The organism is Kribbella solani (genome assembly GCF_014205295.1).
Taxonomy (GTDB): domain Bacteria; phylum Actinomycetota; class Actinomycetes; order Propionibacteriales; family Kribbellaceae; genus Kribbella; species Kribbella solani.
This window is the reverse complement of record NZ_JACHNF010000001.1, coordinates 1,433,203-1,455,420: the sequence shown is the minus strand read 5'-3', so window position 1 is coordinate 1,455,420 and position 22,218 is coordinate 1,433,203. Positions and strand designations below refer to the sequence as shown.

The following is a 22,218-nucleotide window of genomic DNA, read 5'->3' as shown; positions in this document are numbered from 1 at the left end:
GGACGAAAGGGAGCGAATGAGGGGTCACGAAGAAGAGGCATTCCGGTTGTTCATGAGTGACCGGATGCCGCATCTTTTGCGGGCGGCCTATCTGCTGTGTGGAGATCACCATCTGGCCGAGGACATCGTCGGTACGGCCGTGGTGCGGCTGTACCGGTCGTGGCGGCGGGTGGTCCGGGCCGAGCATCCCGCGGCGTACGCGCGTCAGGTGGTTGTGCGGACCTGGATCGACGGGCAGCGGCGGTCTTGGCGGCAGGAGCAACCAACGGCCGACCTGCCGGAACTATCAGTGGATGACAGAGCCGCCGAGGTAGCGCTGCAGCGAGCGGACCTGCGTCGCCTCCTCGATCGGCTGCCGGTGCGGCAGCGCGCAGTCCTGGTGCTGCGCTTCTACGAGGACCTGTCAGTCGACGACACCGCTCAACTGCTGCAGATCAGCAGCGCGGCCGTCAAGAAGCTCACTCAGCGGGCGTTGTCCAACGTCCGCTCCCACCTACCGGCCGGCGGAACCGCTTCGGTAGACATCGAGGAGGCACGATGAGTCACGACATCAAGGAACTGCTGCAGGACCTCAGCGAGGACGCTCCCGGCGCCGAGCGGATCGATCTGGAGCGACAGATCGGCAAGGGGCGAGCGCTGGTTCGCCGTCGCCGCCGTCAGGTCGCCGGGGTCAGCCTCGTACTCACGGCCGGCCTGGTCGTCGGCGTGAACGCGTTGCCGGCGGGACCGCCCGCGCAGAGTCAAACCGCGATTCCCGCACCGGCTGACCGGGTTCTGACGAAGTCGTCCGCGAAGGACCTGATGCTGGTGGCCGCTTCGTACCAGACCCGCGCCGAGACAACCGCGGGCAAGTTCTACCGGACTCGGGTTCTCGACGCGGACACGTCGTTCCGGACTGGCTCAGGCGCGGCGGCGTACACGGTGGAGCAGCGTACGATCACCGAGACCTGGTTCGCGGCCGATGGCTCGCGGATGTGGTTCGGGGTCCGAAAGCTCGGCGCCCGTCCGGCGACGCCGGCCGACGAAGCCAAGTGGCGCGCGGCCGGCAGCCCGACGAACTGGGCGATCGAGCACCCGGACACGGCAAGCGGGAAGCCGATCACAATCTCGGGTGCGGCATCAGCCCCAACCCTCAGTGCGGCCAGCGGTGCGGCAGCCAAGTTCTACCTGGGCAGCCCCGTCGGTCTGACCTTCCAACAGGTCAAGGAACTACCGACCGACCCCGCCCTGCTGCGGCAGCGGCTCCTACGCGACAAGCCGTCCGGTACGCCCGAAGCCAAGTGGCTGCCCGTGATGCTGTCGAAGCTCCTCCTCGACCTGCCAACCTCGCCGCAGGTCCGCGCAACCGCCTTCAAGCTGCTCGCCACCCAACCCGGAGCCCAGGTCACCCCGCAGGTACGGGACTCCCTCGGCCGAGTAGGCACCGAGGTCGCGTGGACCGGCGGACTCCGCCTGATCGTCGACCCAGCATCCGGCCAACTCCTCACCCTGGCAACCACCGACAAGCCCGTACAGCACCTCCTCCTCCAGTCCACTTGGTCAAACGAAACCCCCACCGCACCATCCGCAACCATCCGCTGAACCCGCGGTTGTACCTATCCGGTGAAGATATGTTCGGGGTGGGATCGCTCCTCGTGGAGCATCCAATAGATCGGGGCTATCTGCTCTGGGCTGGCCGAGGGGAAGCCTTCCGGCGCGTTGGCTCCTATCCAGGTGCTGATGGCCACGTGGGCGGCGTACACGCCGGTGCCGCTCAGTTCGTTGTGCAGGTTCAGAACCCAATTGCGGAGCGCGGCGGCCGCGGCGTTCACGTTGCCGAGCATTGGGATCGGGTTGACCGAGCCGCCGCCAGTGGTGAACAGCAGGGTACCGGCTCCGGCCTCGCGCATCGCGGGGAGCACGGCGCGGGCCGCGGTGACGGCGCCGTAGAGGTTGTACTCGACTTGAGGCTGTAGGTCGTCGACGGTCGTCTCGCTCGGCGTGACCATGGTCAAGCCGGATACCGGCGTGTGCGGTGCCGGTGAGTACTCCAGTACGTCGATGCCGCCGAACCTGGCCGCCGCGCGCTCGAGGGCGGCGGTCAGGGATGACCGATCCATCACGTCGGCCGGGAACGCGGCGGCCTTGATGCCTTCCTGGCCGAGCTGGTCGACCAGGATATCGAGCTTCTCCGGCGTACGCGCGATCAGCGCGACGTCGAAGCCGCGGCGGCCGAAGGTACGGGCGATCGCGAGACCCAGACCTGATCCAGCGCCGATGACAGCGATAGTGGACACGATTCAGAATTCCTTCTTTTGCTGGGTTTACGGGCAGGTGATCGAAAGCTTGCCGAGGGCACCGGTTGTGAAGGCGGCGAACGCCGCCGGTGCCTCGTGGAGTGCATAGGTGGACGTGATCGGAACGCGCAGGTCCCCCGCCGCGACCCGTGTGGCGAGGTCGGACAGGGTTTGTGTACTGGTGTCGGCCATCACCGCGTGTACGTCGATGTCCGCGCGGGCGATCGCGTCCGCGCCGGGGATGAGCGTCGAGGCGAGCCGCCCGCCCGGACGCAGCAGGCCGGCCAACTGCTCGGGGTCGCCCGCGAGGTGCAGCACGGCGTCGACCCCGTCGGGCGCGACGGCGCGTACCTGGGACTCCAGGTCGGCGGTGTAGTCGACCGGATACACCTTCGTCCCGGTCAGTCCCAAGACGAAGTCGGTTTCGGCGCCGGGGCGCGCGGTGGCGATCACCCGTACGCCTCGACCGGCGGCGAGCTGAACCGCCAGCGCGCCCACCCCGCCTGTCGCGCCCGAGATCAGCAGCGTCTCCCCCGCCGCCGGGTTCACCGCGGTGACGGCGTCCAGTGCCGCCGACCCGGCGAGGCCCAGCGCGCCGGCGTGCGCCACCGGCAGACCGGCGGGGATCGCCGCGACGCCGGCACCGGCCGGTACGGTCACGTACTCCGCCATCGAGCCGGCGCCCAGGAACGGCCTACGCGCCACGCCGAAAACCGCGTCGCCGACGGCGAACCCGAGTACGCCGTCGCCAACCGCCTCGACGGTCCCGGCGAAGTCCATCCCGACCACCAGCGGGAACCGATGTTCCATCATTCCCTGCAGATACCCGGCGGCCGTGGCGGCATCGAACCCGTTCACCGACGAGGCCGCGACCTTCACCAACAGCTCGCCCGCGACCGGGCGCGGGCGTTCCACCTCGCCGATCGCGGGGGTCGAGGGGGTGGAGTCGAGGAGTACGGCGCGCATGTCCATCACCTTTCATAAGTGGAACGGCCTACCCGTTTCCAGCTCCAGCATAGCCACAAGTGGGCCGTGCGTTCTAGTTAGCTAGACTGTGGACATGAACGAGCTGCGTGCCGACGCCGAGCGGAACCGCGATCGCATCCTCGCCGCCGCGCGCCGCCTGTACGCGACCGAGGGCCTCGCCGTCTCGATGGCGTCGGTCGCGCGCGAGGCAGGCGTCGGCAAGGCGACCCTGTCCCGCCGGTTCGCGACCCGCGACGAGCTCGTCACCGCGGTCTTCGCCGATCGGATGGACGCGTACGCCGCCGCGGTCGGCCAGGCACTCACCGACCCGGACCCATGGCACGGCTTCACCGGCTACCTGGAGGCCGTCTGCGCGATGCAGGCCGCCGACCGCGGATTCGCCGACGTCCTGGCGATGACCTTCCCGGCGGCGAAAGCACTCGAGGCCCGGCGGACCGAGGCGTACAACGGGTACGTCGAACTGGTCGCCCGAGCGAAAGCCACCGGCCGGCTGCGCGCCGACTTCAGCCCCGAGGACCTAGTCATCCTCCTGATGGCCAACGCCGGCGTCGTCGCAGCCACCGGCGACGACGCACCCGACACGTGGCGCCGCCTCGTCGGCCACATGCTGCGCGCATACGGCACCCCCGAAGCCGACCTCCCACCCCTACCTGCCGCACCGACTCCCACCGCGCTCTACCGAGCAATGCTCCACTCCGGCCGCCGCGGCACCTAACCCGCCGAAGCACCGCCGCGCCGGGTGACTGCTAGATCTGGCGGCCGAGGTCGTGGGCTACCTCAAGGGCGATTTCTCGGGTTCGCCGGGTCAGAGGGGACTCGGTGCGGGCGGACGGCCAGTACAGGGAGAGTTCTCGGGAGGGGGACGGTTTCAGGGGGTGGATGGTCAGGGCGTTGTCGGACCAGGCGTCTGCTCCGTGGAGGGCCAGCCAGGGCAGGACGGCGCAGCCGATGCCGGTGCGGACCATGGACAGGATGGTTTCGTGGCCTGTGGTGCGGAAGACGAAGCGTGGGTGGGCGCCGGCGTGGGCGAGGGTTCGTTCGAGCCAGCGCTGGTGGTAGGTCAGGGGCCAGCCGACCATCGGGGCGTCGTCCAGCAGCTTCGTCCGGACGGGGCCGGCGGGGAACGTGCCCGCGCCGGCCACCAGGAGGTACGGCTCGTCGAAGAGCTTCACACGCTCGACGTCACCCTCGACCGGGCCGTCGTGGAACAGCAGGTCGAGCTCGCCGATTCGCGGATCGTCCGGTGTGACCTCGGACAGCCTGATGTCGCAGCCGGGATGCTCGTCGAGCAGGCGGCGGATGATGGTCGGCAGGATCAGGTTCGACACGCTCTGGAAGGTGCCGATGTCGATCCGGCCGTTGCCCGCCCGGAAACGATCGACGGCGTTGGTCAGTGCTTCCGCGTTCGCGAGCAGCTCGCGGCCGTGGGCGAGTACCACCTCGCCGAGCGGTGTGATCCGCACAGGCCTCGGCCCGCCCGGCCGGTCGAAGACCTGGCCACCGACGGCCTTCTCCAGCGCGGCGATCTGCTGACTCACCGACGATTGGGTGTACCCGAGCCTGGCCGCGGCGTACCCGAAGGTGCCTTCGTCGGCGATCGCCGCCATGGTCCGCAGGTACCGCAGTTCGACGTCCGCCATCCACACATCATAAGCATCGGCGATCGAAATGATCGTGAATCATCGCTTTTCGTGATTCAAGCGTCGCCTTAGGGTTGAGCCATGACCAGCAAAAGTACGTATGTGTTGATCCACGGCGGCGGCGACGTCGGATGGTCCTGGCACCTGGTGGCCGACGAGCTCCGGGGCCGGGGTCACGAGGTGCTGACCCCGGATCTGCCGGGCGACGAGTCCGCCACCTTCACCGACTACGCCGACGCGGTAATCGAGGCCGTCGGCAACCAGAATGACGTGATCGTCGTCGGGCATTCGTTCGGCGGGTACACCGCGCCGATGGTCGCCGATCGCCTCGCGGCCAAGCAACTGGTACTCGTGGCCGCGATGATCCCCGCGCCCGGTGAGTCACCGGCGGACTGGGGACGCAACACCGGCTACACCGAGGCGGTGAAAGCACAGGCAGCACTCGACGGCGGTCTGACCGGAAGCGACGATCCGTACGTCGGCTTCCTCCACGACGTACCCCGCGAACTCGCCGACGAAGCGATGCGCCGGTCGCGGGAACACCCGTCGCCGGCCGGGCGCACCGAGCCGTGGCCGATGCGGGCCTGGCCGGACATCCCGACCAGGTTCGTGCTGTGCACCGAGGACCGCTGCTTCCCGCCGGACTTCCTGCGCAAACTCGCGATCGAGCGCCTTGGCGTCACTCCCAACGAGATCGCCGCCAGCCACTGCGTCTCACTCAGCCGCCCGACCGAGCTGGCCGAGCTCCTCGACGGCTACGCGGCTAGTCCCGATTCCGGCGCGGGCGATTCTGGAGGGTCAGCTCGGAGTGCATGACGAGGGTCGCGGCGCCGATCGCGGCGACGTCGTTACCGAGGCCTGACAGGCCGACGCGTACGGTCGTCGCCGTGCGCGACCAACTGTCCTGGGACAGGCGTTCCGAAACCGCCTCGGCATAGATCTCGCCGACCAGGCTGAAACCCGGACCGGCCAGGATCAGCTGATCCAGGTCCAGAACATTGTTGACCGACACAACGGCCGAGGCCAGGTACCGCGCCGACTGCCTGATCAAGGCGCCGGCCCGATCGTCACCCTTCACCGCGGCCCGGGCGATCCGATCGAAGTCCGCATGTGTCGTCCGGGCGGTCCCGCGGAGCCGCAGCTCCGTCGCCAGATCCTCGTCCAGCAGGGCGAGCTGGACGATGCGGACCATGCCGCCCATCGCATGCAGGCAGCCGCGCCGCCCGCAGATACACGGCTCGCCGTGCGAGTCGACCAGCACGTGGCCGAGCTCGCCCGCGTTGGCAGCGGAGCCACGATAGGTCTGGCCCTGGATCATCAGCCCGAACCCGAACCCACTGGCCATGTACACCGTCGCGAAGTCGTCGGTCGAAGCCATCCGCCCGACCCAGTACTCGCCGATCGCCGCGCAGGTCGAGTCGTTCTCCACCATCACCTTCCGGCCGGTGGCCTGCATCAGCGCGTCCTCGAGCGCGCGGTGCTCCCAGGCGGTCGCGTCGAACCACGCGGTGTCCCGCCGGCCGGGAATCCCCACGCCGATCCCGACCACCGCGTCCAGCTCCAACGACTCCACGAACGCGGCGATCTCCTCCCCCATCCGCGGCGCCACCTCCGAAGGCTTCCGGCTTCCGGTGCCCTTGGACGAGCTTCGGGCGACCACCTGCCCGCCCAGGTTCACCGCGAGGTACGTGACCCGGTCCTCGTCCAGTGAAACACCGATCGCCACCCGGGCAGCGGGGTTCAGCTGGAGCAGCGTCGGGCGTTTGCCGCCGGTCGAGTCACCCGAGCCGGTCTCGACGACCAGACCGTCGTCCAGCAACTGCCGAACGATCTTCGTGATCGACGCGCCGGTCAGCCCGGTCTGCTCGATCAGCTCGGTCCGGCTGACGGTGCCGCCGGAGCGGATCAGATCCAGGATCGCTCCTACCGTCTCCACCGCCGTCCCACCTCTGAACGGACTGCGCGCCACCGTCGAACCTCCCTGTCGTCCGGATCTCGTCCCTCATTGTCCGCTACTCGTCACCAGCGGCGAACTCATAATAACTTTCGCAACCTACTATTGCTAAGTTCCCGGATCGATCCTACGCTCCTCGAAACAGCAGGGTTCAAGATCCAGGGAGGTCCGACCGTGGTGCGCCGTCACTCACTCATCGCCCGAATCCTTGCGCTGGCAGGCGTTCCGGCACTCGTGCTCGCGGGCTGCGCGGGCAATTCGAAGGCCGCCGGCGACGGTGGTCCGGCCAACGAAGGCACCGTGCACTGGTGGAGCTGGACCCCGGACAACGATCTCGCCGAGCGGGAGATCGCCGCGTTCAACCGGCAGTACCCGAACATCAAGGTGATCTACAAGAAGGTCCCGAACAACGACTACACCGCCGTACTGCGGCCCGCGCTCGCCTCCGAGGACGGGCCGGACGTCTTCACCGTCTCGGCCAGCGGTACGACCGGCGCGGTCGGCGTCTTCGCCTCGTACGCGCTCGATCTGACGCCGAAGACCGAGGAACTGCTCGGCAAGGACTGGCAGTCGAAGGTCGACGAGCAGAGCACCAAGGCGTTCAGCAAGGACGGCAAGCTGGCCGCGTTCCCCTGGGCGAAAGTGGCCGCAGGCAACATGTGGATCAACCAGGGGCTGTTCGACAAGTACCACCTGAAGCCGCCGAAGACGCTCGCCGAATGGACTCAGGTCTGCAAGACGTTCCGGGCCAACGGGCTCGGCTGCCTGAAGGAAGGCGCCGGCGCGGGCTTCGACGTCGACACGTTCCACAGCATCGTGAACAGCGTGCAGCCCGGCCTGTTCCTCAAGGCCGCACACGGCGAGGCCAAATGGACCGACCCCGGCATCGTCGAGGCGTACCGGATCTTCGGCCAGTTGGAGGGCGCCGGCATTCTCGACCCCGGCGCGGTCGGCATCCAGCAGTACCCGGACGTGAACAATGCGTTCCTGTCCGGCAAGGTCCCGATGGTCCAGATGGGTTCCTGGTACGCCCAGTACGCGACCGTCGACAGCCTGCAGGCCGCGCTCGCCGGAGCGGGCGTACCGGCGAACACCCCGAAGATCACCATCGCCCCGATCGCCTTCCCGGACGTCGCAGGCAAGGGCAACCCGAGTACGGTCTTCGCCGACCCGGACGCGGCCCAGGCAGTGAACGCGAAGTCGAAGGTCCGCAACGCCGCCACCACCTTCGCGCTCTGGCTGGGCGGGAGCAAGGAAGGCCAGGCGGCCGTGTCGAACAACGTCGACTCGCTGCCGACGCTCAAGGGCGTGACCGCCGACTGGGATTCGATCAAGTTGGTCAACCCAACGGTACAGAAGCCGCTCCTGGTCGACCTCTACAAGCAGGCCGCCGAAACCACCGAGTCGCGTACCGGGCTGCTGCCGGCCGTCAACGTGCAGGCGCTGCTCGACGCCAACCAGGCCGTGCTCACCCACAAGCAATCGCCGGAGCAGGCAGCGGCGAGCGTACAGAAGGTCTTCGATGCGAACCCGGTCTCGGGCTGAGATGCTGCGATCACGGCGCAGCTCCGGGTTCGCGTGGATCGTTCCGGCACTGATCCTGTCCGTCGGCGTGCTGTACTACTGCATCGGCTACACCGGCTTCATCTCGATGACGAAGTGGGACGGCGCGAGTCCGGAACGGCTCTTCGTCGGACTGCGCAACTACAGCCAGCTGATCAGCGATCCCATCGTCCGGCGGTCGCTCGCGCACACCGCGGTCTTCTTCGTGATGACGTTCTCGGTGCAGGTGTTCCTCGGGCTGACCTTCGCCGTCATCCTGCACTCCCGGGTCCGGCTGCGCGGCGTGTACAAGGTCCTGATCTTCATCCCGGTCGTGATCGCGCCGGCGACCGCGGCACCGGTGTTCCGGCAGATCTACGCGCCGGACGGTCAGCTCAACGAGATCCTGCGCGCGCTCGGCCTCAGCGGCTTCGACTACGCCTGGCTGGCCAACGGTACGGCGGCCTTCCTGATCGTGGCGTCGGTCGCGATCTGGCAGTCCACCGGCGTCGTGTTCGTGCTGTACTACGCGGCCGTCAGCCAGATCGACGACGACGTCCTGGAGGCGGCCCGGCTCGACGGTGCCGGCAGCCTCCGGGTCATCACCAGCATCGTCTGGCCCGGCGTCCGCGGTACGACGCTGGCGATCGCGATCCTGACCGCGATCGGCTCGCTCAAGACCTTCGACATCCCGTTCCTGATCACGCAGGGCGGACCGACGTACTCCACCGAGTTCCTCGGCACCCAGATCTATCGCGTCAGCGTGGCGCTCGGACAGGTCGGGTACGGCGCGGCGCTGTCGATCGTGCTGCTCGTCCTCGCGCTCACGATGGCGATCATTCTGAACGCGGCAGGCAAGGAGAAGCATGTTTGACCTCCGGCTCCGCCGGCACGTCGTCATCGCGCAGGTGATCCTCACGCTGCTCGTCGTACCGTTCGTGTTCCCGCTGGTCGCGATGGTGCGCGGATCGCTCGCCGGGCTCGGCTGGGGAAACTACCGGACCGTACTGTCCCTCGACCTGCTCCCCCGGTTCTTCCTGAACAGCGCGCTGATCTCGGTCGGCGTCATCGCGCTCGTACTGCTCTGCACGCTGACGTCGGCCTTCGGGTTCTCGAAGCTGGCGATCCGCGGCAAGGAGATCTACTTCTGGATGCTGCTCGCGGCGCTGACGCTGCCGGAAGTGGTACTGCTCGCGCCGCTGTTCGCCACGGTCACCGCGGCCGGCGCCTACAACACCTTGTGGGCCGTCATCATCCCGGCGGCGGCGCTACAGATCCCGTTCGGCGTGCTGCTCGCCCGCAACTTCATGGACGGCATTCCGAGCCAGCTCATCGAGGCCGCCCGGGTGGACGGCGCGGTGACCTGGAAGATCTTCCTGCACATCATCGTGCCGCTCACGCGCCCGATCGTCGCCGCGATCGTCGTGCTCGTCTTCATCAGCTCGTGGAACGGCTATTTGTTCCCGCTGCTGTTCCTGCAGACACCAGAGCACCAGACGATCACGCTCGTTCCGCAGTACTTCGTCGGCAAGTACAACAACGACCAGACCAAGGTACTCGCCGCCGCGGTGCTCACCGCGCTACCCGTGGTGATCGCCTACATCAGCTTCCAGCGTTTCTTCGAGCGCGGCCTCGCGGCCGGCGCACTCAAGTGAAAGGACTTCCATGCCCCACGCACGCATCGACATGCACCGTTCCCTCGAGCCGCGAATGGCGGACATCAGCGCCGCCATCCTGCGCGGAATGGTGACCGGCTTCGAGATGCCCGCGGACGACCTGTTCCAGATCTTCCGGCTGCACGAGCCGGGCGAACTCGTCTACTCGCCGACCTTCCCGAACCAGCAGCGCGACGACATCGTCTTCATCGAACTCGTCGCCAGCAAGGGCTACAGCGACGCCCAGAAGCAGGCCACGATGGCCGCTATTGTCGACGAGGTGTCCGCGCTCGGCATCAAGCGTGACAACCTTCTGCTCGTGATCAACGAAGTCGGCCAGCACGCCACCTGGTACGCCCCCGAGCCCGTCAACTGAAAGGCTGAGCACGTGCCGAACTACCGCACCCTCGCCACCGGACAACGGTCCCAGGTCTGGATCGGCGGCCCCGGCCGGACCGAGCCGGAGCTCCTCTTCGAGACCTCCGACCTACTGATCGAGGCGCCGAACTGGTCGCTCGACGGCTCCGCGCTCCTGGTCAACGGGAACGGCGCCCTCTGGCGCCTCGACGTCGCCACCCCCGGCCTCAGCCGGATCGAGTACGACGACCTGCCCGATATCAACAACGACCACGTCCTCGACCCCGACGGCGAGCACATCTACCTCTCCGCCATGGACGGCCACATCTACCGCGGCGCGCTCACCGGCGGCGCCGTCCAGCGGGTCACGCCCGACGACGGCAAGTGGCACTTCCTGCACGGGGTCGCGCCGGACGGACAGCGGCTGGCGTACGTCGAGATCAGCACGTTCGCCGAACCGGGCCGCCTCGCGATCATCGCGCCGAACGGATCGCCGACCATCGTCGACACCGGCGCCGGTCACCTCGACGGGCCGGAGTGGTCCGCGGACGGGAAGTGGATCTACTTCAACACCGAGACCTTCACCAGTACGCCAGGGCACGCCCAGCTGGCGCGGATCGCGGACTCCGGCGGTACGACCAAGCGGCTCGTCACCAGCGACACCGTCGATTGGTTCCCGCACGTCGCGCCGGACGCGCGGCACGCGACGTACATCTCCTTCCCGGCCGGTACGCTCGGGCATCCGGCCGATCTCGACGTCGAAGTACGGGTAGTGGCGACGGCCGACTGGTCGGTGCCGCTGCAGCGTTATCCGCTCTTCGGCGGTCAGGGCACCATCAACGTGAACAGCTGGTCGCCGGACAACGAGCGGTTCGCCTTCGTCTCCTACCCAGTCGCCTCATGACGGGCTTCTTGCGGCCGCTGGGCTCGACCGGGCTGACCGTGACCGCGGTCTGCGCCGGCGGCAGCGGCATCGGCGGCATGCCGGCGGTCTTCGGGTACGACGTGCCGGTCCGGCAGGCAGTCGACGTCGTGCTCCGGCTCCTGGACAGCCCGATCCGCTGGATCGACACCTCCAACGGCTACAGCGACGGCGCCAGCGAGACCCGGATCGGCCAGGCCATCGCCGAGTACGGCGGACTGCCCGACGACTTCCTGGTCGCCACGAAGGTCGACGCCCGCGACGGCGACTACTCCGGCGCCCGCGTCCGCGCGAGTGTTGCCGAGAGCAAAGAACGGCTCGGGCTGGACGACCTGCCACTGGTGTATCTGCACGACCCGGAATTCCACGACTTCGACACCATGCGCGACGCCGTCGACACCCTGATGCAGCTGCGCGCCGACGGCGAGATCGGGCACGTCGGGCTGGCCGGCGGTGATACCCGCGAACTGTCCCGCTACCTGGACCTTGGTGGGTTCGAGGTGCTACTGGTTCACAACCGGTGGAGCCTGGTCGACCACTCGGCGCAGGGCATCTTCGACCGGGCGCGCGCGGACGGCATCGCGGTGGTGAACGCGGCCGTGTACGGCGGCGGCATCCTCGCGAACCCGGCGGGCGCGACGAAGTACGCCTATCGGGACGCCCCGGCCGCACTGCTCGCCGCCGTCGCCGAAATGGACAAGGCATGTCAGGAGTACGGCATCGACCTGGCCACCGCCGCGCTCCGGCACTCGGTCGACAACCCGGCCATCACCGCCACCGTCGCCGGCATCAGCAAGCCCACCCGAGTCGACCAACTCATCCAGTCCCTGGCGGCGAACCTCCCGACCGAGCTACTCAGCCGCCTGAACGACCTCCGCCCCGATGCCCAACGCTGGATCGAGCAACACCCGAGCTGAGTACCAGACTCGCGGCGCCGAGCGCCGCTACATCGTCGCCGTGGGTGGACAGTTCGACGTGGATCGGGTGCCGTCCACGGGACAAGGCGCGGTTCTCGAACTCGTGCCGCAGTACGTCCGCGTACACGTCACCCGCGGCGGCGAAGCCCGGTCCGGCCAGCGTTACGCGCTCCAGGTCGAGGAGGTTGGTGACCGAAACCATGACGGACGCGAGGGCCTCCGCCGAGGTTCGGATCAGGGCGGCCGCGTCGGGGTCGGTGGGTACGGCGTTCGCGAGCCGGTTGAAGTCTGCCCGCAGCGAACGCGGACTGCCCTTCAGCCCGAGCCGAGACACCAGATCCGGGTTGGCCAGCGCGTGTTCCACCAGGGACTCCGCCGCGGCGATGGTGTGCAGGCAACCCCGCCGGCCGCAGGCGCACTCCCGGCCGGACGGGTCGACGACCATGTGACTGATCTCCCCCGCCAGCGCCGAGCTGCCGCGGTACGGCTTGCCGTCGATCATCAGCCCGAGACCGAAACCGGTCGCCATGTACACCGTCGCGAAGTTCGTCGACTCGGGATACCGGCCCAGCCAGAAGTCCCCTACCGCGGCGCAGGTCGAGTCGTTCTCGACCAGTACCCGTGCCGACGTCATCGATCGGAGCGCGGACTCCAGGTCGTACTGCCGCCAGTAATGCGTCCGTGGGTTCAGCCGGTAGGCCAGCTCGCGGACGTTCAGATGGCCGGCCACCGCGACTCCGATTCCGCGCAGCGCGTTGCCGCCCATACCGGCCTGGCCGACCAGGCGGTGGGCCTCCTCGACGAGCTGCGCCGTCACCTCCGCCGGCCGCCTGCTCCCGGCCCCCTTGCTGACTTGCCGAGCGATCAGCGTTCCGTCCAGATCCACCAGCACGTAGCTCGTCCGCAGATAGTCCAGCGAGACGCCGACGGCGCTGCGTGCCCGGCCGTTGATCCGCAACAGGGTCCGCGGTTTCCCCGGCGCCGAACGGGCCGCCTGCCCGCCTTCGACGATCAGGCCGGCATCGAGCAGTTGCCGTACGACCCGGGTGATCGTCGCGCCGGTCAGGCCGGTAGAGGTCGCGAGCTCCGTACGGCTCACCGAACCGATCGAACGGATCAGACCGAGAATCGCATCCGAGGTCTCCGCCGCGCTCGGCCGACCGACGTTCCCAGCCATCCGGCTCCCTCCCGCATTTCTTACATCAGGTTAGTAACCTACGCCGTCACCAGCAGGGCAGAATGGCCGGCATGGCCTTACGACGATGGGCGGCGACGTTCGCCAACGGGACCGTGCTCGCGACGATGGAGAGCCTGAACGCGCGGCACCCGTGGAGTCACAACGATCACTTCCACAGCTGGATTCTCGCGAACCTCCCCGAGCGACGGCAGTCGGCGCTCGACGTCGGGTGCGGGCGCGGCGAACTGCTGGCCTCGCTCGCGCCACACTTCGCGAGCGTCCACGGCGCCGACGCCGACGCGACCATGCGCGAAGAGGCCGCGCGACGTTGCAGCGGCCTGGCCAACGTCGCCGTCGAGTCCGTCGACTGGACCGCGAGCCCAGGCGCCCCGTTCGACCTCGTGACGATGATCGCGGTGCTGCACCACCTCGACGTCACGAAGGCCTTGCGGGAGGTACGCGGGTTGCTCGCCCCGGGCGGCAAGTTCCTCGCCGTCGGCCTCGCGACGCCGCGGAACCTCCGCGATCACGCCTGGGACCTCGCGTCGGCGGTGACCAACCCCGTCATCGGGTACGTCAAACACCCCTGGCCGAGCCCGGCGGGCAAACAGCCGCCGCCCTTCCCCGTCCAGGACCCGGCGCAGTCCTTCGACGAACTGCGCGGGCTCGTCGACGACGTGATGCCGGGCGCCGAGATGCGGCACCGGCTCGGCTTCCGCCACACGATCGCCTGGACCAAACCCGAATGACACGATCCGCCCTCCGACCGGGAGCCCGTCAGTGATCATCAAGTCGGTCAGCGTCGACGCGTACCGCTCCATCGACACCTCCGGCCCACTGCAACTCGGCCCGGTCACGGTACTGATCGGCCGCAACAACTCCGGCAAGTCAGCCCTGCTCAGAGCAATGTACTTGGCGCAGGGCGGTGCACGATTCTCCACGGGGGACCGCCGACTGCTCAGCTATCAATCGTCCAAAGTTGTCATGGAAGTGGCAGCCCCGTACGCCCCGCCCGTGCTGGATGCCTACTACCGCAGCCAGGGCCGTCAGGGAACCGTACCGGCCGATCTGGCGTTCAAGGTCGAGGCGGCGCAGAGTGTCAGCAGTCTTCTTGTCTGGAACAATGGCCGAGCTGCCACTCAAGCCGCTGCAATGCCTTCTGCGCGTCCGAATCATCTGTTTGTACCGGTCTTCTCCCGCCGCAAGGTGAGCGCGTATGACTCCAGCGTCGACGCGGCCCGTTCGAGAAGTGTTGCGGTGACCGATCACGATCTGACCGCCTTGATCAGCTCGCTGTCCGGCGAGCACGCCGCAGGCCAGCGATTTCGTCAGCTCGTCAAGCGGGTGCTCGGTGACGGCGCGTCCATCGGTACGTACGCGACCGACAACGGCCAGCAACCCGGGTTCCAGCTCAATCAGTACCAGGGTGTCTCGCTGGACCGCATGGGCGAAGGCGTGAGTGGCGTCATCACCATCCTCGCCGAACTCGCCAGCCCCGGCCGCCGCGTCCTGCTGCTCGAAGAGCCCGAGAACGACCTGCACCCCGAAGCGCTGCACGAACTCCTCAACGTGATCCTGGAGGCCGTCACCGACCACGGGTACCAGGTCGTGGTCTCGACGCACAGCGATGTCGTCCTCCGAACGCTCGGCTCCGCGACCGACGCGGTCATCTACCGGACCACGCAGGCCCCGTCCGCCGACGGCGTGCCGACCACCACGTACACGCGGCTCGGCAGCGCCATCGAACGCCGCGAAGCACTCGCCGACCTCGGGTACGACGTCAGCGCGCCGGTCGGCTGGCTGATCTTCGAGGAGAGTACGGCCGAACGGTTCTTCCGCGAGATCCTGATCCCGGAGTTCGTGCCCAAGCTGGCCGGCTTCCGCGTACTCGCCGCCGGCGGAACCGGCAAAGTACAGCGGACGTTCGAGGATCTGCGCCGCTTCATGCTGTTCGTCCAGAAGTCGGACGACCCGGAGCCGGAGCCGCGCGCCTGGGTACTCGTCGACGGCGACCAGTCAGGACAGCGGGCGGCCACCAAGCTGGCCACGACCTTCACCCGGTGGCCGCCGGATCGTTTCATCACGTTCGAGCAGCCGGCCATCGAGCAGTACTACCCATCCCGTTTCAGCGACCGCGTCACCGCGATCGAGACGGCCCGATCCCGCGGCGCCGACTGGCTGGAGCAGGGCGAGCTGAAGGGTGAGCTCATCGCGGACATCTGCGCCTGGTACCACGGCCCGGATTTCTCCCGCGCCGAGATCGAGGAGTCGGCCCACGAACTCATCGACGTACTGCAGACAATCGCGTCGAAGCACGCGGGCCTCTACAAATAGCCGCTTCCACTCGACGGGCGGTCTTCATGGTGACCTCGCTACGACTGGCCGACGCGCACATCCATCTCTTCGCCAACTCGTTCAGCGACGAGCTGCGTCAGCGTCACCCGGAAGGCGAGCTGGCTCAGTACGAGAGCATCCGGACCACGTACGGCATCGAGGACGCCCTCGTCATCGGTTACGAAGGTGATGCGAGGTTCGCCGGCAACAACGCGTACATCTTGGGCCTGGCCGACGGTCGCAATTGGCTCCACCCCGTCATGTACGTCGACGAATCCACGGACCCGGATCATGCAGCCGCCCTGCTGGACCGTGGATACGCCGGGATCTCGGTGTACGTCGATCCCGGCCAATGCGCATCAGCCGGCTGGAAGGATTGGGCGAACCAGATCTTCGCGCTGGCAGGTGCGCGTTCCGCGCTGCTGAGCATCAACGCGCCGGCAGCGACCCACGCCACGATCGCCGAGCTGGCCGGCAGGCATCCGGGGGCGAGGATCTTGCTCAGCCACCTCGGTCTGCCCGGGGTCGCGCCGGCTCCGGACTCCGACCGACTGGCCGCCACTCGCGACCTCGTCCTCAACCACCCCTGCTGGGTCAAGCTGTCCGGAACCTACGCCTGCGCGCGACCTGGTGACCAGGACCCGTCGGCGGCGAGCCTGGCCTGGATGGATTGGCTGCTTGCGGCCGCCGGCGCCGACCGGCTGCTCTGGGGCAGCGACTTCTCCCCCGCCCTCGGGCACATGACGTACGAACAGACCATCGCGCTCCCGCCCTTGCGGGCGTTGCCGATCGCCGACCGGACCGGCATCTACGGCGCGAACCTGCGCCGGTTGCTGGCGGCTGACCACCAGGGCTAGGCGACCGGGAGGATCCAGGTTGCGGCGATGGCAAGGGACTTGGGACTGTGGTTCGCCTTTGCCGCCCAATCCTCCTGCGTCGCGGTGTAGCGGACGCTGGCGGTGAGAGTGAGGTTGGCGCTGGTCGGGATTGCGGTGAACAGGATCGGCGTCGCACCGCGAGGCGAATTGGTGGCGGTGGGTTTCGTGTTCGCGCCGAAGACATAGGTCATGACCGGACTGCCGACCGGACCGTAGACGGCGCTGCCGGGAGCCACGACGACCTTCGGCTTCAGGCCGACGGCGACGGCCAGCCAGTCCTTGCCCGGCGCGGCCCAGCCGAGGCCGGTGACGTACGCGGCTCGTACGCTGGCGTAGCGGCAGGCGGACAACCGCATGTCCTGCAGCGCGTACGCCGGTGAGATCGTCCTGGGCTCGTCGCAGGTCACCTTGTCGGCGGGGTACGGCGGCTCCTCCGAGCTCCCGAACCGGCCGGGATCGGTCCCGCCGTCCCAGAGCCCGAAGCTGCCGCGCTCACCGTCGAAGGCGACCTCGAGCTGCGCCGGGCCCTTCGTCCCCGCCACGGCGACGTACCCGGATCTGGTGCCGGACAAGCCGCTGAGCGAGTCCGCCCGGCCCGGGCGCAGGCTGCCGAGCGGATAACGGTGGCCGTCGGCAACGAGAGTGAGCTCGGGCACTTTCACCTCGGTGGCCGTCGCGGTCCGCAGGATCGGCCGGCTCAGCTCCGCCGCATCGATCCTGACCCCGACGAAGCTGCCCTCCGCGGGCGCCCGCAGGTCGCTCGCCCGGACGTCGGCACCCTCCGGCAGCTCACGCACCCGATCCGCCACCCGCACGGTCACCTTGCCCGCCGGCGTCATCACCGTGATCACCTGACCGGAAGTAAACGCCCCCGCCCGCACGACCCGTCCCAGCGCGGCGCGTTCCCGGTGATCCTGCCGCGACCACCAGATGTAGCCCCCGGCAACCAAGACGGCAAGCACCACAACCAGCCAACCCCACGAAAACCTGCGTTCCACCTTCGCCATGCCGGCCATTCTCACCGAGCAAAGGGTCCATACCGGAACTACTTCACGACGATCAGCCTTCTTCGGTCGCTTTGCCGGGGGCCAGTTTCAGGCCGATGACGGCGGCGATGATGCCGGTGAGGAAGAGGACTTTCAGGGCCGAGATGGGTTCGTGGTTGGCGATGGTCGCGTACAGGACGGTCAGCGCGGCGCCTACGCCCACCCAGATGGCGTACGCGGTGCCGATGGGGATGTGCTTGGCGGACCAACCGAGGCCGGCCATGCTGATCGTCAGGGCGACGAAGAAGATGATGGTCGGGGTCAGGTGGGTCAGGCCGGCGGATTCGCCCAGGGCGGTGGCCCAGACGGACTCGAAGACCGCGCTGATCAGCAGAACGATCCACGGCATGTCAGCTCACCACCTTGAGGCCGACGATCGAGCCGACCAGGAGGACCAGGAGCAAGGACTTGGTCCAGGTGGCCCGGTCCTTGCCGGTTTTGAAACCCCAGAGCAGGGTCAGGGTCGCGCCGATGCCGACCCAGACCGCGTACGACGTGCCGGTGGGCAGCGTCTTCATCGCCCACGCCAGACCGGCCATCGAAAGCGCCAGCGACACCACGAAGAGCACCGCGGGGCGTACACGCGTCAGGCCCTTCGATTCCGACAACGCCGTCGCCCAGACCGATTCCAGGACGCCGGCCAGGACAAGCACCAGCCATGCCATCACGACCACCTATTCGTGGCCGTCTTGTCGTGGGCGGGTACGGCTCCCTCGTCCGCGGACCCGATCAACAGGTCCCACCATCAGTGTACGAGAGCCGGAGCCGCTCAGCTGGTGACAATCCTCACCGCAGACCCGTACAGGCAGCGACGGCCAGTTTGTCGACGTAGTCGTTCATTTCGTGGCCGGAGTGGCCCTTTACCCATTGGAAGGCGACGTCGCCGCGGACGGTGACCAGCTCCACGAGCGGCTCCCACAGGTCCCGGTTCGCGACCGGCTTCTTCGCGGACGTGGTCCAGCCGCGCTCGAGCCAGCCCGCGTACCAGCGGTCGCGGAAGCAGTTGACGACGTACGTGGAATCCGAGACGACCAGCAGCGGACCGTCGTTGGCGCGGACGGCCTCCAGGGCGGCGCGGATCTCCATCCGCTGGTTCGTGGAGACGGCCTCGTGACCGGAGGCGAACTCGGTCTTCGACAGCGCCCACGCCCAGCCACCGGGGCCAGGATTGCCCGAACAGGCACCGTCGGTGAACACCGAGCGCGCTCCGCTCGGGATGGTCATGTCGGGCGGGCGCGGACGACGCGTACGAGGAGCAGGCATAAGACCGAAACCTTACTCCGCCGGGCCGGGAGCACACGAAGCGTACCCGTCCCGGGGTGGAGGTCACGATCCGGTGACTGCTGTAACGCGAGTGGGCGGCACCGCGATTTACCGGACAAGTACCCGTACGGGGCGGTGCTTTCAGGTGTGCCGGGAAGTCTGGTCGGCGATGTGCTGTCACCTGCCCGAGAACCTGAGGAGCCCAAGATGTCGAGAGTTCGTCGTTCTGTTGCCGTCGCCGGTGCGGCCGTGGTGCTGGTCGTCAGTGGTTGCTCGGGTGGTTCGGACAAGGCAGCTACCGATGCGGCCGGAGCGTCCCCGAGCAGCTCCTCCCCCACGCCGAGCACCCCGTCCACCTCTTCGACTCCTACCGTCGCGACCCCGCCACCCAGTCCTTCGGTTGCGGCGCCGAGCGTGCCGGCGCGCACCGCGGCCGAGCTGACCAAGGCGTTACTCGCGTTGACGGATCTGCCCGCCGGGTTCGCGATCGACACCGATGCCGGCGACGACGGGTCCGGGGTGAAGGTTTCGTCCAAGGACCCGAAGTGCGCGCGGCTGGTCGCGCTGACCAACGCCGACAAGCTGCCCGGCTCCAAGGCGTCGGCCGGCCGGTCGTACTCCGGCGGCGAGCAGGGTCCGTTCGTCGACGAAAGCCTGGACGCGCTCGGGTCGAAGGCGGCGGTCGGCGCGTTCCAGCAGTCGTTCCGCAAGGCGATCGCCGGATGCCGCTCGATGACGCTGACGATCGCCGGTCAAGGGCGGTCCACCATCAACGTACGCGAGGTGTCGGCGCCGAAGGCCGGGACCGATCCGGTCGCGGTCCGGTTCAGCGCGAGTGGCGGGTCGATGGACGGCCTGGAGATCACGATGTCCACCACAGGCATCGACGACGTGCTGCTGGCCATCACCGTCGTTGCCGGCCTGCCGGAGGACCTCGAAGGTGCGATGACGACCGCCGCCGACAAGGCGAAGGCCACCCTCGGCGCGAGCCGCTCCGGTACCTGACAGCGGCCCCGGGCGTCCACGTCAGGGGCGGATGATGACCTTGAGTGCCTCGCGGTTGTCCATCGCGCGGTAGGCGTCGGCGATGCCGGCCAGCGGGAGCTCCAGGTCGAAGACCCGGCCCGGGTTCACGCTGCCGTCGAGTACGCCAGGTAGCAGCGTCTCGATGTACGCCCGGGCCGGCGCCGGCCCGCCGGTGAGCGTGATGTTCGGGCCGAACAAGCTCGAAAACCCGACCGGCGCATCGTCGTACTGCGGTACGCCGACCCGGCTGATCACACCACCCGCACGCACGACGCCGACCGCCTGGTCGTACGCGGGCATGTGACCCACCGCTTCCAGTACGACGTGCGTACCGTCACCGCCGGTCAGCTCACGTACACGGGCAATGCCCTCCTCGCCACGCTCGGCGACGACCTCCGAGGCACCGAACTCGCGGCCGAGGTCAGTACGAGCGGCATGCCGCCCCATCAAGATGATCTGCTCCGCACCGAGCTGCCGCGCGGCCAGAACCGCAAGCAGGCCGACCGCACCATCGCCCACCACAGTCACCGTCGTACGCGGGCCGACGTGCGCCTTGATCGCGGCGTGGTACCCGGTCCCGTACACGTCGGACAGGGTCAGCAGCGACGGCACCAGCGGACTGTTCTCCTCGACCGGAACCGCGACCAGCGTCCCGTCAGCGAGCGGCACCCGGACGGCCTCGGCCTGCCCGCCGCCAACCTCGCCCGAGTTCCAGAACCCGCCGTGCCGGCACGACGTCTGCAGACCTTCACGGCAGAAGTCGCACGTACCGTCGGACCAGGCGAACGGCGCGATCACGAAGTCGCCCGCCTTCACCGAGCGGACCTCGGCCCCGGCGTCTTCGACGATGCCGACGAACTCGTGCCCGATCGAGGTCCCTCCCGGGGTCGCGGGCATCGAGTGGTACGGGTGCAGATCCGACCCGCAGACACAGGCCCGTACGACCCGCACGATCGCGTCGGTCGGCTCTTTGACGATCGGGTCCGGCACGTCGATCACGCGGACGTCACCGGCGCCGTACAGATAGGTGGCACGCATCAGAATTCCTCAGTATCCGGTCGGGAGACGTGCTTCGTACACGCCTTCGAGAAGGTTGCCTTCGGCGACGTGGAGGGTTTGGCCGTTGGGGTATCAGTGAACGCGCGCATCCGGTGCGGTGGGAGTCCCTGGTGATCCAGGTATTGCCAGTACCTCCTTCGCCGGCCGGGGTTACAGTGGCAGGACCATGAGTTGCGGTGGCGGGATGCCGACATGATCGTGGCGGGCGCCGGTTGCGGTGACCGCGGGCGATGAGCTTCCTGGACCCTGGGCGGTTGTGGCTGCTGGTGCTTGTGCCGGCGGCCGTCGCCGCGTACCTGGTGCTGCGCCGCCGCCGCGCGACGTACGCCGCGCGGTTCACCAACATCGCGCTGATCGATCGGGTCGTGCCGCGCCGTCCGCAGTGGCGGCGCCATCTCACGGTCGGCCTCGTACTGCTCGCGGCCGCGTCGTCGGTGGTCGCGTTCGCCCGGCCGAGCAGCGTGGTGAAGGTACCGCGGGAGCGCGCCACGATCGTGATGACCATCGACGTGTCGCTGTCGATGATGGCCAACGACATCGAACCGAGCCGGCTCGAGGCCGCGAAGAAGTCGGCGAAGAGCTTCATCAGCCGGCTGCCGAAGAAGTTCAACGTCGCCCTGGTCGCGTTCGCCGGTACGGCCACCATCGTCGTGCCCCCGACCACCGACCGGGCCGTCGTGATGCGCTCGATCGACGGCCTGCAACTGGCCGAGTCGACCGGCACCGGCGAAGGCATCTTCGCCGCGCTGCAGGCGATCACTCAGGTACCGCCGGACCCGGATCACCCGACCGAGCCCGCGCCGGCCCGGATCGTGCTCGAGTCGGACGGCAAACGGACCGTCGGCCGGACCATCCAGGAGGCGGCCGCCGCGGCGAAGGCGAAGAACGTGCCGGTGTACACGATCACCTTCGGCACCGACTCCGGGTACATCGAGATGGACGGCATCCGCCAGCGGGTACCACCGGATCGCGGCGAGATGGAGCAGATCGCCGGCATCACCGGCGGTCACGCGTACACCGCGCAGTCGGCCGGGCAGCTCGACGACGTGTACAAGGACATCGGCTCGTCGGTCGGTTACGACAAGCAGGACAAGGAGATCACGTCCCGGTTCGCCGGTATCGCGATGCTGCTCACGTTCCTGGCCGGCGCCGCCTCGATCGCCACCGCCACCCGCTTCCCCTGAG

General features: G+C 68.3%; 25 protein-coding genes and 1 riboswitch. Of the genes, 15 read left to right on the top strand and 10 right to left on the bottom strand.

The window, feature by feature from the left end; translation table 11 throughout:
* Positions 1-16: 16 nt before the first annotated feature.
* Together HDA44_RS06365 and HDA44_RS06360 are read left to right on the top strand one after the other, a co-directional pair.
* The gene (locus HDA44_RS06365) at positions 17-541 is read left to right on the top strand and encodes a SigE family RNA polymerase sigma factor (protein ID WP_184832137.1); all 525 of its coding nucleotides are present in this window, start codon (positions 17-19) and stop codon (positions 539-541) included.
* The gene (locus HDA44_RS06360; protein WP_184832135.1) at positions 538-1,581 is read left to right on the top strand and encodes a CU044_5270 family protein; all 1,044 of its coding nucleotides are present in this window, start codon (positions 538-540) and stop codon (positions 1,579-1,581) included. The genes HDA44_RS06365 and HDA44_RS06360 overlap by 4 nt, the downstream gene beginning before the upstream one ends.
* Positions 1,582-1,595: 14 nt before the next feature.
* Here HDA44_RS06360 and HDA44_RS06355 read toward each other — a convergent pair whose 3' ends face one another.
* A complete protein-coding gene (locus HDA44_RS06355; protein WP_184832133.1) occupies positions 1,596-2,276 on the bottom strand; it encodes an SDR family NAD(P)-dependent oxidoreductase in 681 nt (226 codons plus the stop codon).
* 27 nt (positions 2,277-2,303) lie between these two features.
* Entirely contained in the window at positions 2,304-3,242 is a 939-nt protein-coding gene (locus tag HDA44_RS06350; RefSeq protein WP_184832131.1) for an NADP-dependent oxidoreductase, read from the bottom strand.
* 94 nt (positions 3,243-3,336) lie between these two features.
* Between HDA44_RS06350 and HDA44_RS06345 the strand changes: the two genes are divergently transcribed.
* Positions 3,337-3,978: a TetR/AcrR family transcriptional regulator gene (locus tag HDA44_RS06345; protein WP_184832129.1), complete on the top strand. Its 642-nt coding sequence runs from the start codon at positions 3,337-3,339 to the stop codon at positions 3,976-3,978.
* A 31-nt stretch (positions 3,979-4,009) separates the two neighbouring features.
* On the opposite strand, the gene HDA44_RS06340 is transcribed toward HDA44_RS06345, so the two are convergent.
* Positions 4,010-4,903 carry a LysR family transcriptional regulator gene (locus HDA44_RS06340; protein WP_184832127.1) on the bottom strand — a complete coding sequence of 298 codons (894 nt, stop codon included), beginning with the start codon at positions 4,901-4,903 and terminating at the stop codon, positions 4,010-4,012.
* Between the two features lie 81 nt (positions 4,904-4,984).
* Here HDA44_RS06340 and HDA44_RS06335 point away from each other — a divergent pair, with 81 nt between their 5' ends.
* Positions 4,985-5,719, top strand: a complete 735-nt coding sequence (locus HDA44_RS06335; protein WP_184832125.1) for an alpha/beta hydrolase — start codon at positions 4,985-4,987, stop codon at positions 5,717-5,719.
* On the opposite strand, the gene HDA44_RS06330 is transcribed toward HDA44_RS06335, so the two are convergent.
* Positions 5,667-6,839: an ROK family protein gene (locus HDA44_RS06330; protein WP_184832123.1), complete on the bottom strand. Its 1,173-nt coding sequence runs from the start codon at positions 6,837-6,839 to the stop codon at positions 5,667-5,669. The genes HDA44_RS06335 and HDA44_RS06330 overlap by 53 nt on opposite strands.
* 192 nt (positions 6,840-7,031) lie before the next feature.
* Here HDA44_RS06330 and HDA44_RS06325 point away from each other — a divergent pair, with 192 nt between their 5' ends.
* Genes HDA44_RS06325 through HDA44_RS06300 form a run of 6 tightly spaced genes read left to right on the top strand, consistent with a single transcriptional unit; the run spans position 7,032 to position 12,250 of the window.
* Entirely contained in the window at positions 7,032-8,402 is a 1,371-nt protein-coding gene (locus HDA44_RS06325) for an extracellular solute-binding protein (protein ID WP_184832121.1), read from the top strand.
* Positions 8,380-9,273: a carbohydrate ABC transporter permease gene (locus HDA44_RS06320; RefSeq protein WP_184832120.1), complete on the top strand. Its 894-nt coding sequence runs from the start codon at positions 8,380-8,382 to the stop codon at positions 9,271-9,273. Before HDA44_RS06325 ends, HDA44_RS06320 begins: the two co-directional genes overlap by 23 nt.
* Positions 9,266-10,054 (top strand): carbohydrate ABC transporter permease, encoded by a 789-nt coding sequence (locus tag HDA44_RS06315; RefSeq protein ID WP_184832119.1) that lies wholly within the window; start codon positions 9,266-9,268, stop codon positions 10,052-10,054. Before HDA44_RS06320 ends, HDA44_RS06315 begins: the two co-directional genes overlap by 8 nt.
* Before the next feature lie 10 nt (positions 10,055-10,064).
* Positions 10,065-10,430, top strand: a complete 366-nt coding sequence (locus HDA44_RS06310) for a tautomerase family protein (RefSeq protein WP_184832118.1) — start codon at positions 10,065-10,067, stop codon at positions 10,428-10,430.
* 12 nt (positions 10,431-10,442) lie between these two features.
* Positions 10,443-11,315: a TolB family protein gene (locus HDA44_RS06305; RefSeq protein ID WP_184832117.1), complete on the top strand. Its 873-nt coding sequence runs from the start codon at positions 10,443-10,445 to the stop codon at positions 11,313-11,315.
* The gene (locus HDA44_RS06300; protein ID WP_184832116.1) at positions 11,312-12,250 is read left to right on the top strand and encodes an aldo/keto reductase; all 939 of its coding nucleotides are present in this window, start codon (positions 11,312-11,314) and stop codon (positions 12,248-12,250) included. The genes HDA44_RS06305 and HDA44_RS06300 overlap by 4 nt, the downstream gene beginning before the upstream one ends.
* Here HDA44_RS06300 and HDA44_RS06295 read toward each other — a convergent pair.
* Complete coding sequence (locus HDA44_RS06295) at positions 12,189-13,427, bottom strand: ROK family transcriptional regulator (RefSeq protein ID WP_184832115.1); 1,239 nt, start codon at positions 13,425-13,427, stop codon at positions 12,189-12,191. The genes HDA44_RS06300 and HDA44_RS06295 overlap by 62 nt on opposite strands.
* Positions 13,428-13,498: 71 nt before the next feature.
* On the opposite strand from HDA44_RS06295, the gene HDA44_RS06290 reads away from it, so the two are divergent.
* Genes HDA44_RS06290 through HDA44_RS06280 form a run of 3 tightly spaced genes read left to right on the top strand, consistent with a single transcriptional unit; the run spans position 13,499 to position 16,618 of the window.
* Complete coding sequence (locus HDA44_RS06290) at positions 13,499-14,176, top strand: class I SAM-dependent methyltransferase (protein WP_238352376.1); 678 nt, start codon at positions 13,499-13,501, stop codon at positions 14,174-14,176.
* A 31-nt stretch (positions 14,177-14,207) separates the two neighbouring features.
* The gene (locus HDA44_RS06285; RefSeq protein ID WP_184832113.1) at positions 14,208-15,761 is read left to right on the top strand and encodes an AAA family ATPase; all 1,554 of its coding nucleotides are present in this window, start codon (positions 14,208-14,210) and stop codon (positions 15,759-15,761) included.
* 29 nt (positions 15,762-15,790) lie between these two features.
* The gene (locus HDA44_RS06280) at positions 15,791-16,618 is read left to right on the top strand and encodes an amidohydrolase family protein (RefSeq protein ID WP_184832111.1); all 828 of its coding nucleotides are present in this window, start codon (positions 15,791-15,793) and stop codon (positions 16,616-16,618) included.
* Here the strand turns inward: HDA44_RS06280 and HDA44_RS06275 are convergent.
* From HDA44_RS06275 to HDA44_RS06260, 4 genes are all read right to left on the bottom strand, one after another.
* Positions 16,615-17,646 carry a hypothetical protein gene (locus HDA44_RS06275; RefSeq protein WP_184832109.1) on the bottom strand — a complete coding sequence of 344 codons (1,032 nt, stop codon included), beginning with the start codon at positions 17,644-17,646 and terminating at the stop codon, positions 16,615-16,617. The two genes, HDA44_RS06280 and HDA44_RS06275, sit on opposite strands and share 4 nt — an antisense overlap.
* Positions 17,647-17,698: 52 nt before the next feature.
* A complete protein-coding gene (locus HDA44_RS06270) occupies positions 17,699-18,034 on the bottom strand; it encodes a DMT family transporter (protein ID WP_184832107.1) in 336 nt (111 codons plus the stop codon).
* Position 18,035: 1 nt separating this feature from the next.
* Positions 18,036-18,350 carry a DMT family transporter gene (locus HDA44_RS06265; RefSeq protein ID WP_184832105.1) on the bottom strand — a complete coding sequence of 105 codons (315 nt, stop codon included), beginning with the start codon at positions 18,348-18,350 and terminating at the stop codon, positions 18,036-18,038.
* A 12-nt stretch (positions 18,351-18,362) separates the two neighbouring features.
* Positions 18,363-18,428: riboswitch (guanidine-III (ykkC-III) riboswitch) on the bottom strand.
* Positions 18,429-18,471: 43 nt separating this feature from the next.
* Positions 18,472-18,948 carry a ribonuclease H family protein gene (locus tag HDA44_RS06260; RefSeq protein WP_238352374.1) on the bottom strand — a complete coding sequence of 159 codons (477 nt, stop codon included), beginning with the start codon at positions 18,946-18,948 and terminating at the stop codon, positions 18,472-18,474.
* Positions 18,949-19,155: 207 nt separating this feature from the next.
* Here HDA44_RS06260 and HDA44_RS06255 point away from each other — a divergent pair, with 207 nt between their 5' ends.
* Entirely contained in the window at positions 19,156-19,953 is a 798-nt protein-coding gene (locus HDA44_RS06255) for a hypothetical protein (protein WP_184832104.1), read from the top strand.
* Between the two features lie 21 nt (positions 19,954-19,974).
* Here the strand turns inward: HDA44_RS06255 and HDA44_RS06250 are convergent, their stop codons facing one another.
* Complete coding sequence (locus HDA44_RS06250) at positions 19,975-21,012, bottom strand: zinc-binding dehydrogenase (protein ID WP_184832103.1); 1,038 nt, start codon at positions 21,010-21,012, stop codon at positions 19,975-19,977.
* A gap of 251 nt (positions 21,013-21,263) precedes the next feature.
* Here HDA44_RS06250 and HDA44_RS06245 point away from each other — a divergent pair, with 251 nt between their 5' ends.
* Positions 21,264-22,217: a VWA domain-containing protein gene (locus HDA44_RS06245; RefSeq protein ID WP_184832102.1), complete on the top strand. Its 954-nt coding sequence runs from the start codon at positions 21,264-21,266 to the stop codon at positions 22,215-22,217.
* The last annotated feature ends 1 nt before the right edge of the window (position 22,218 follow it).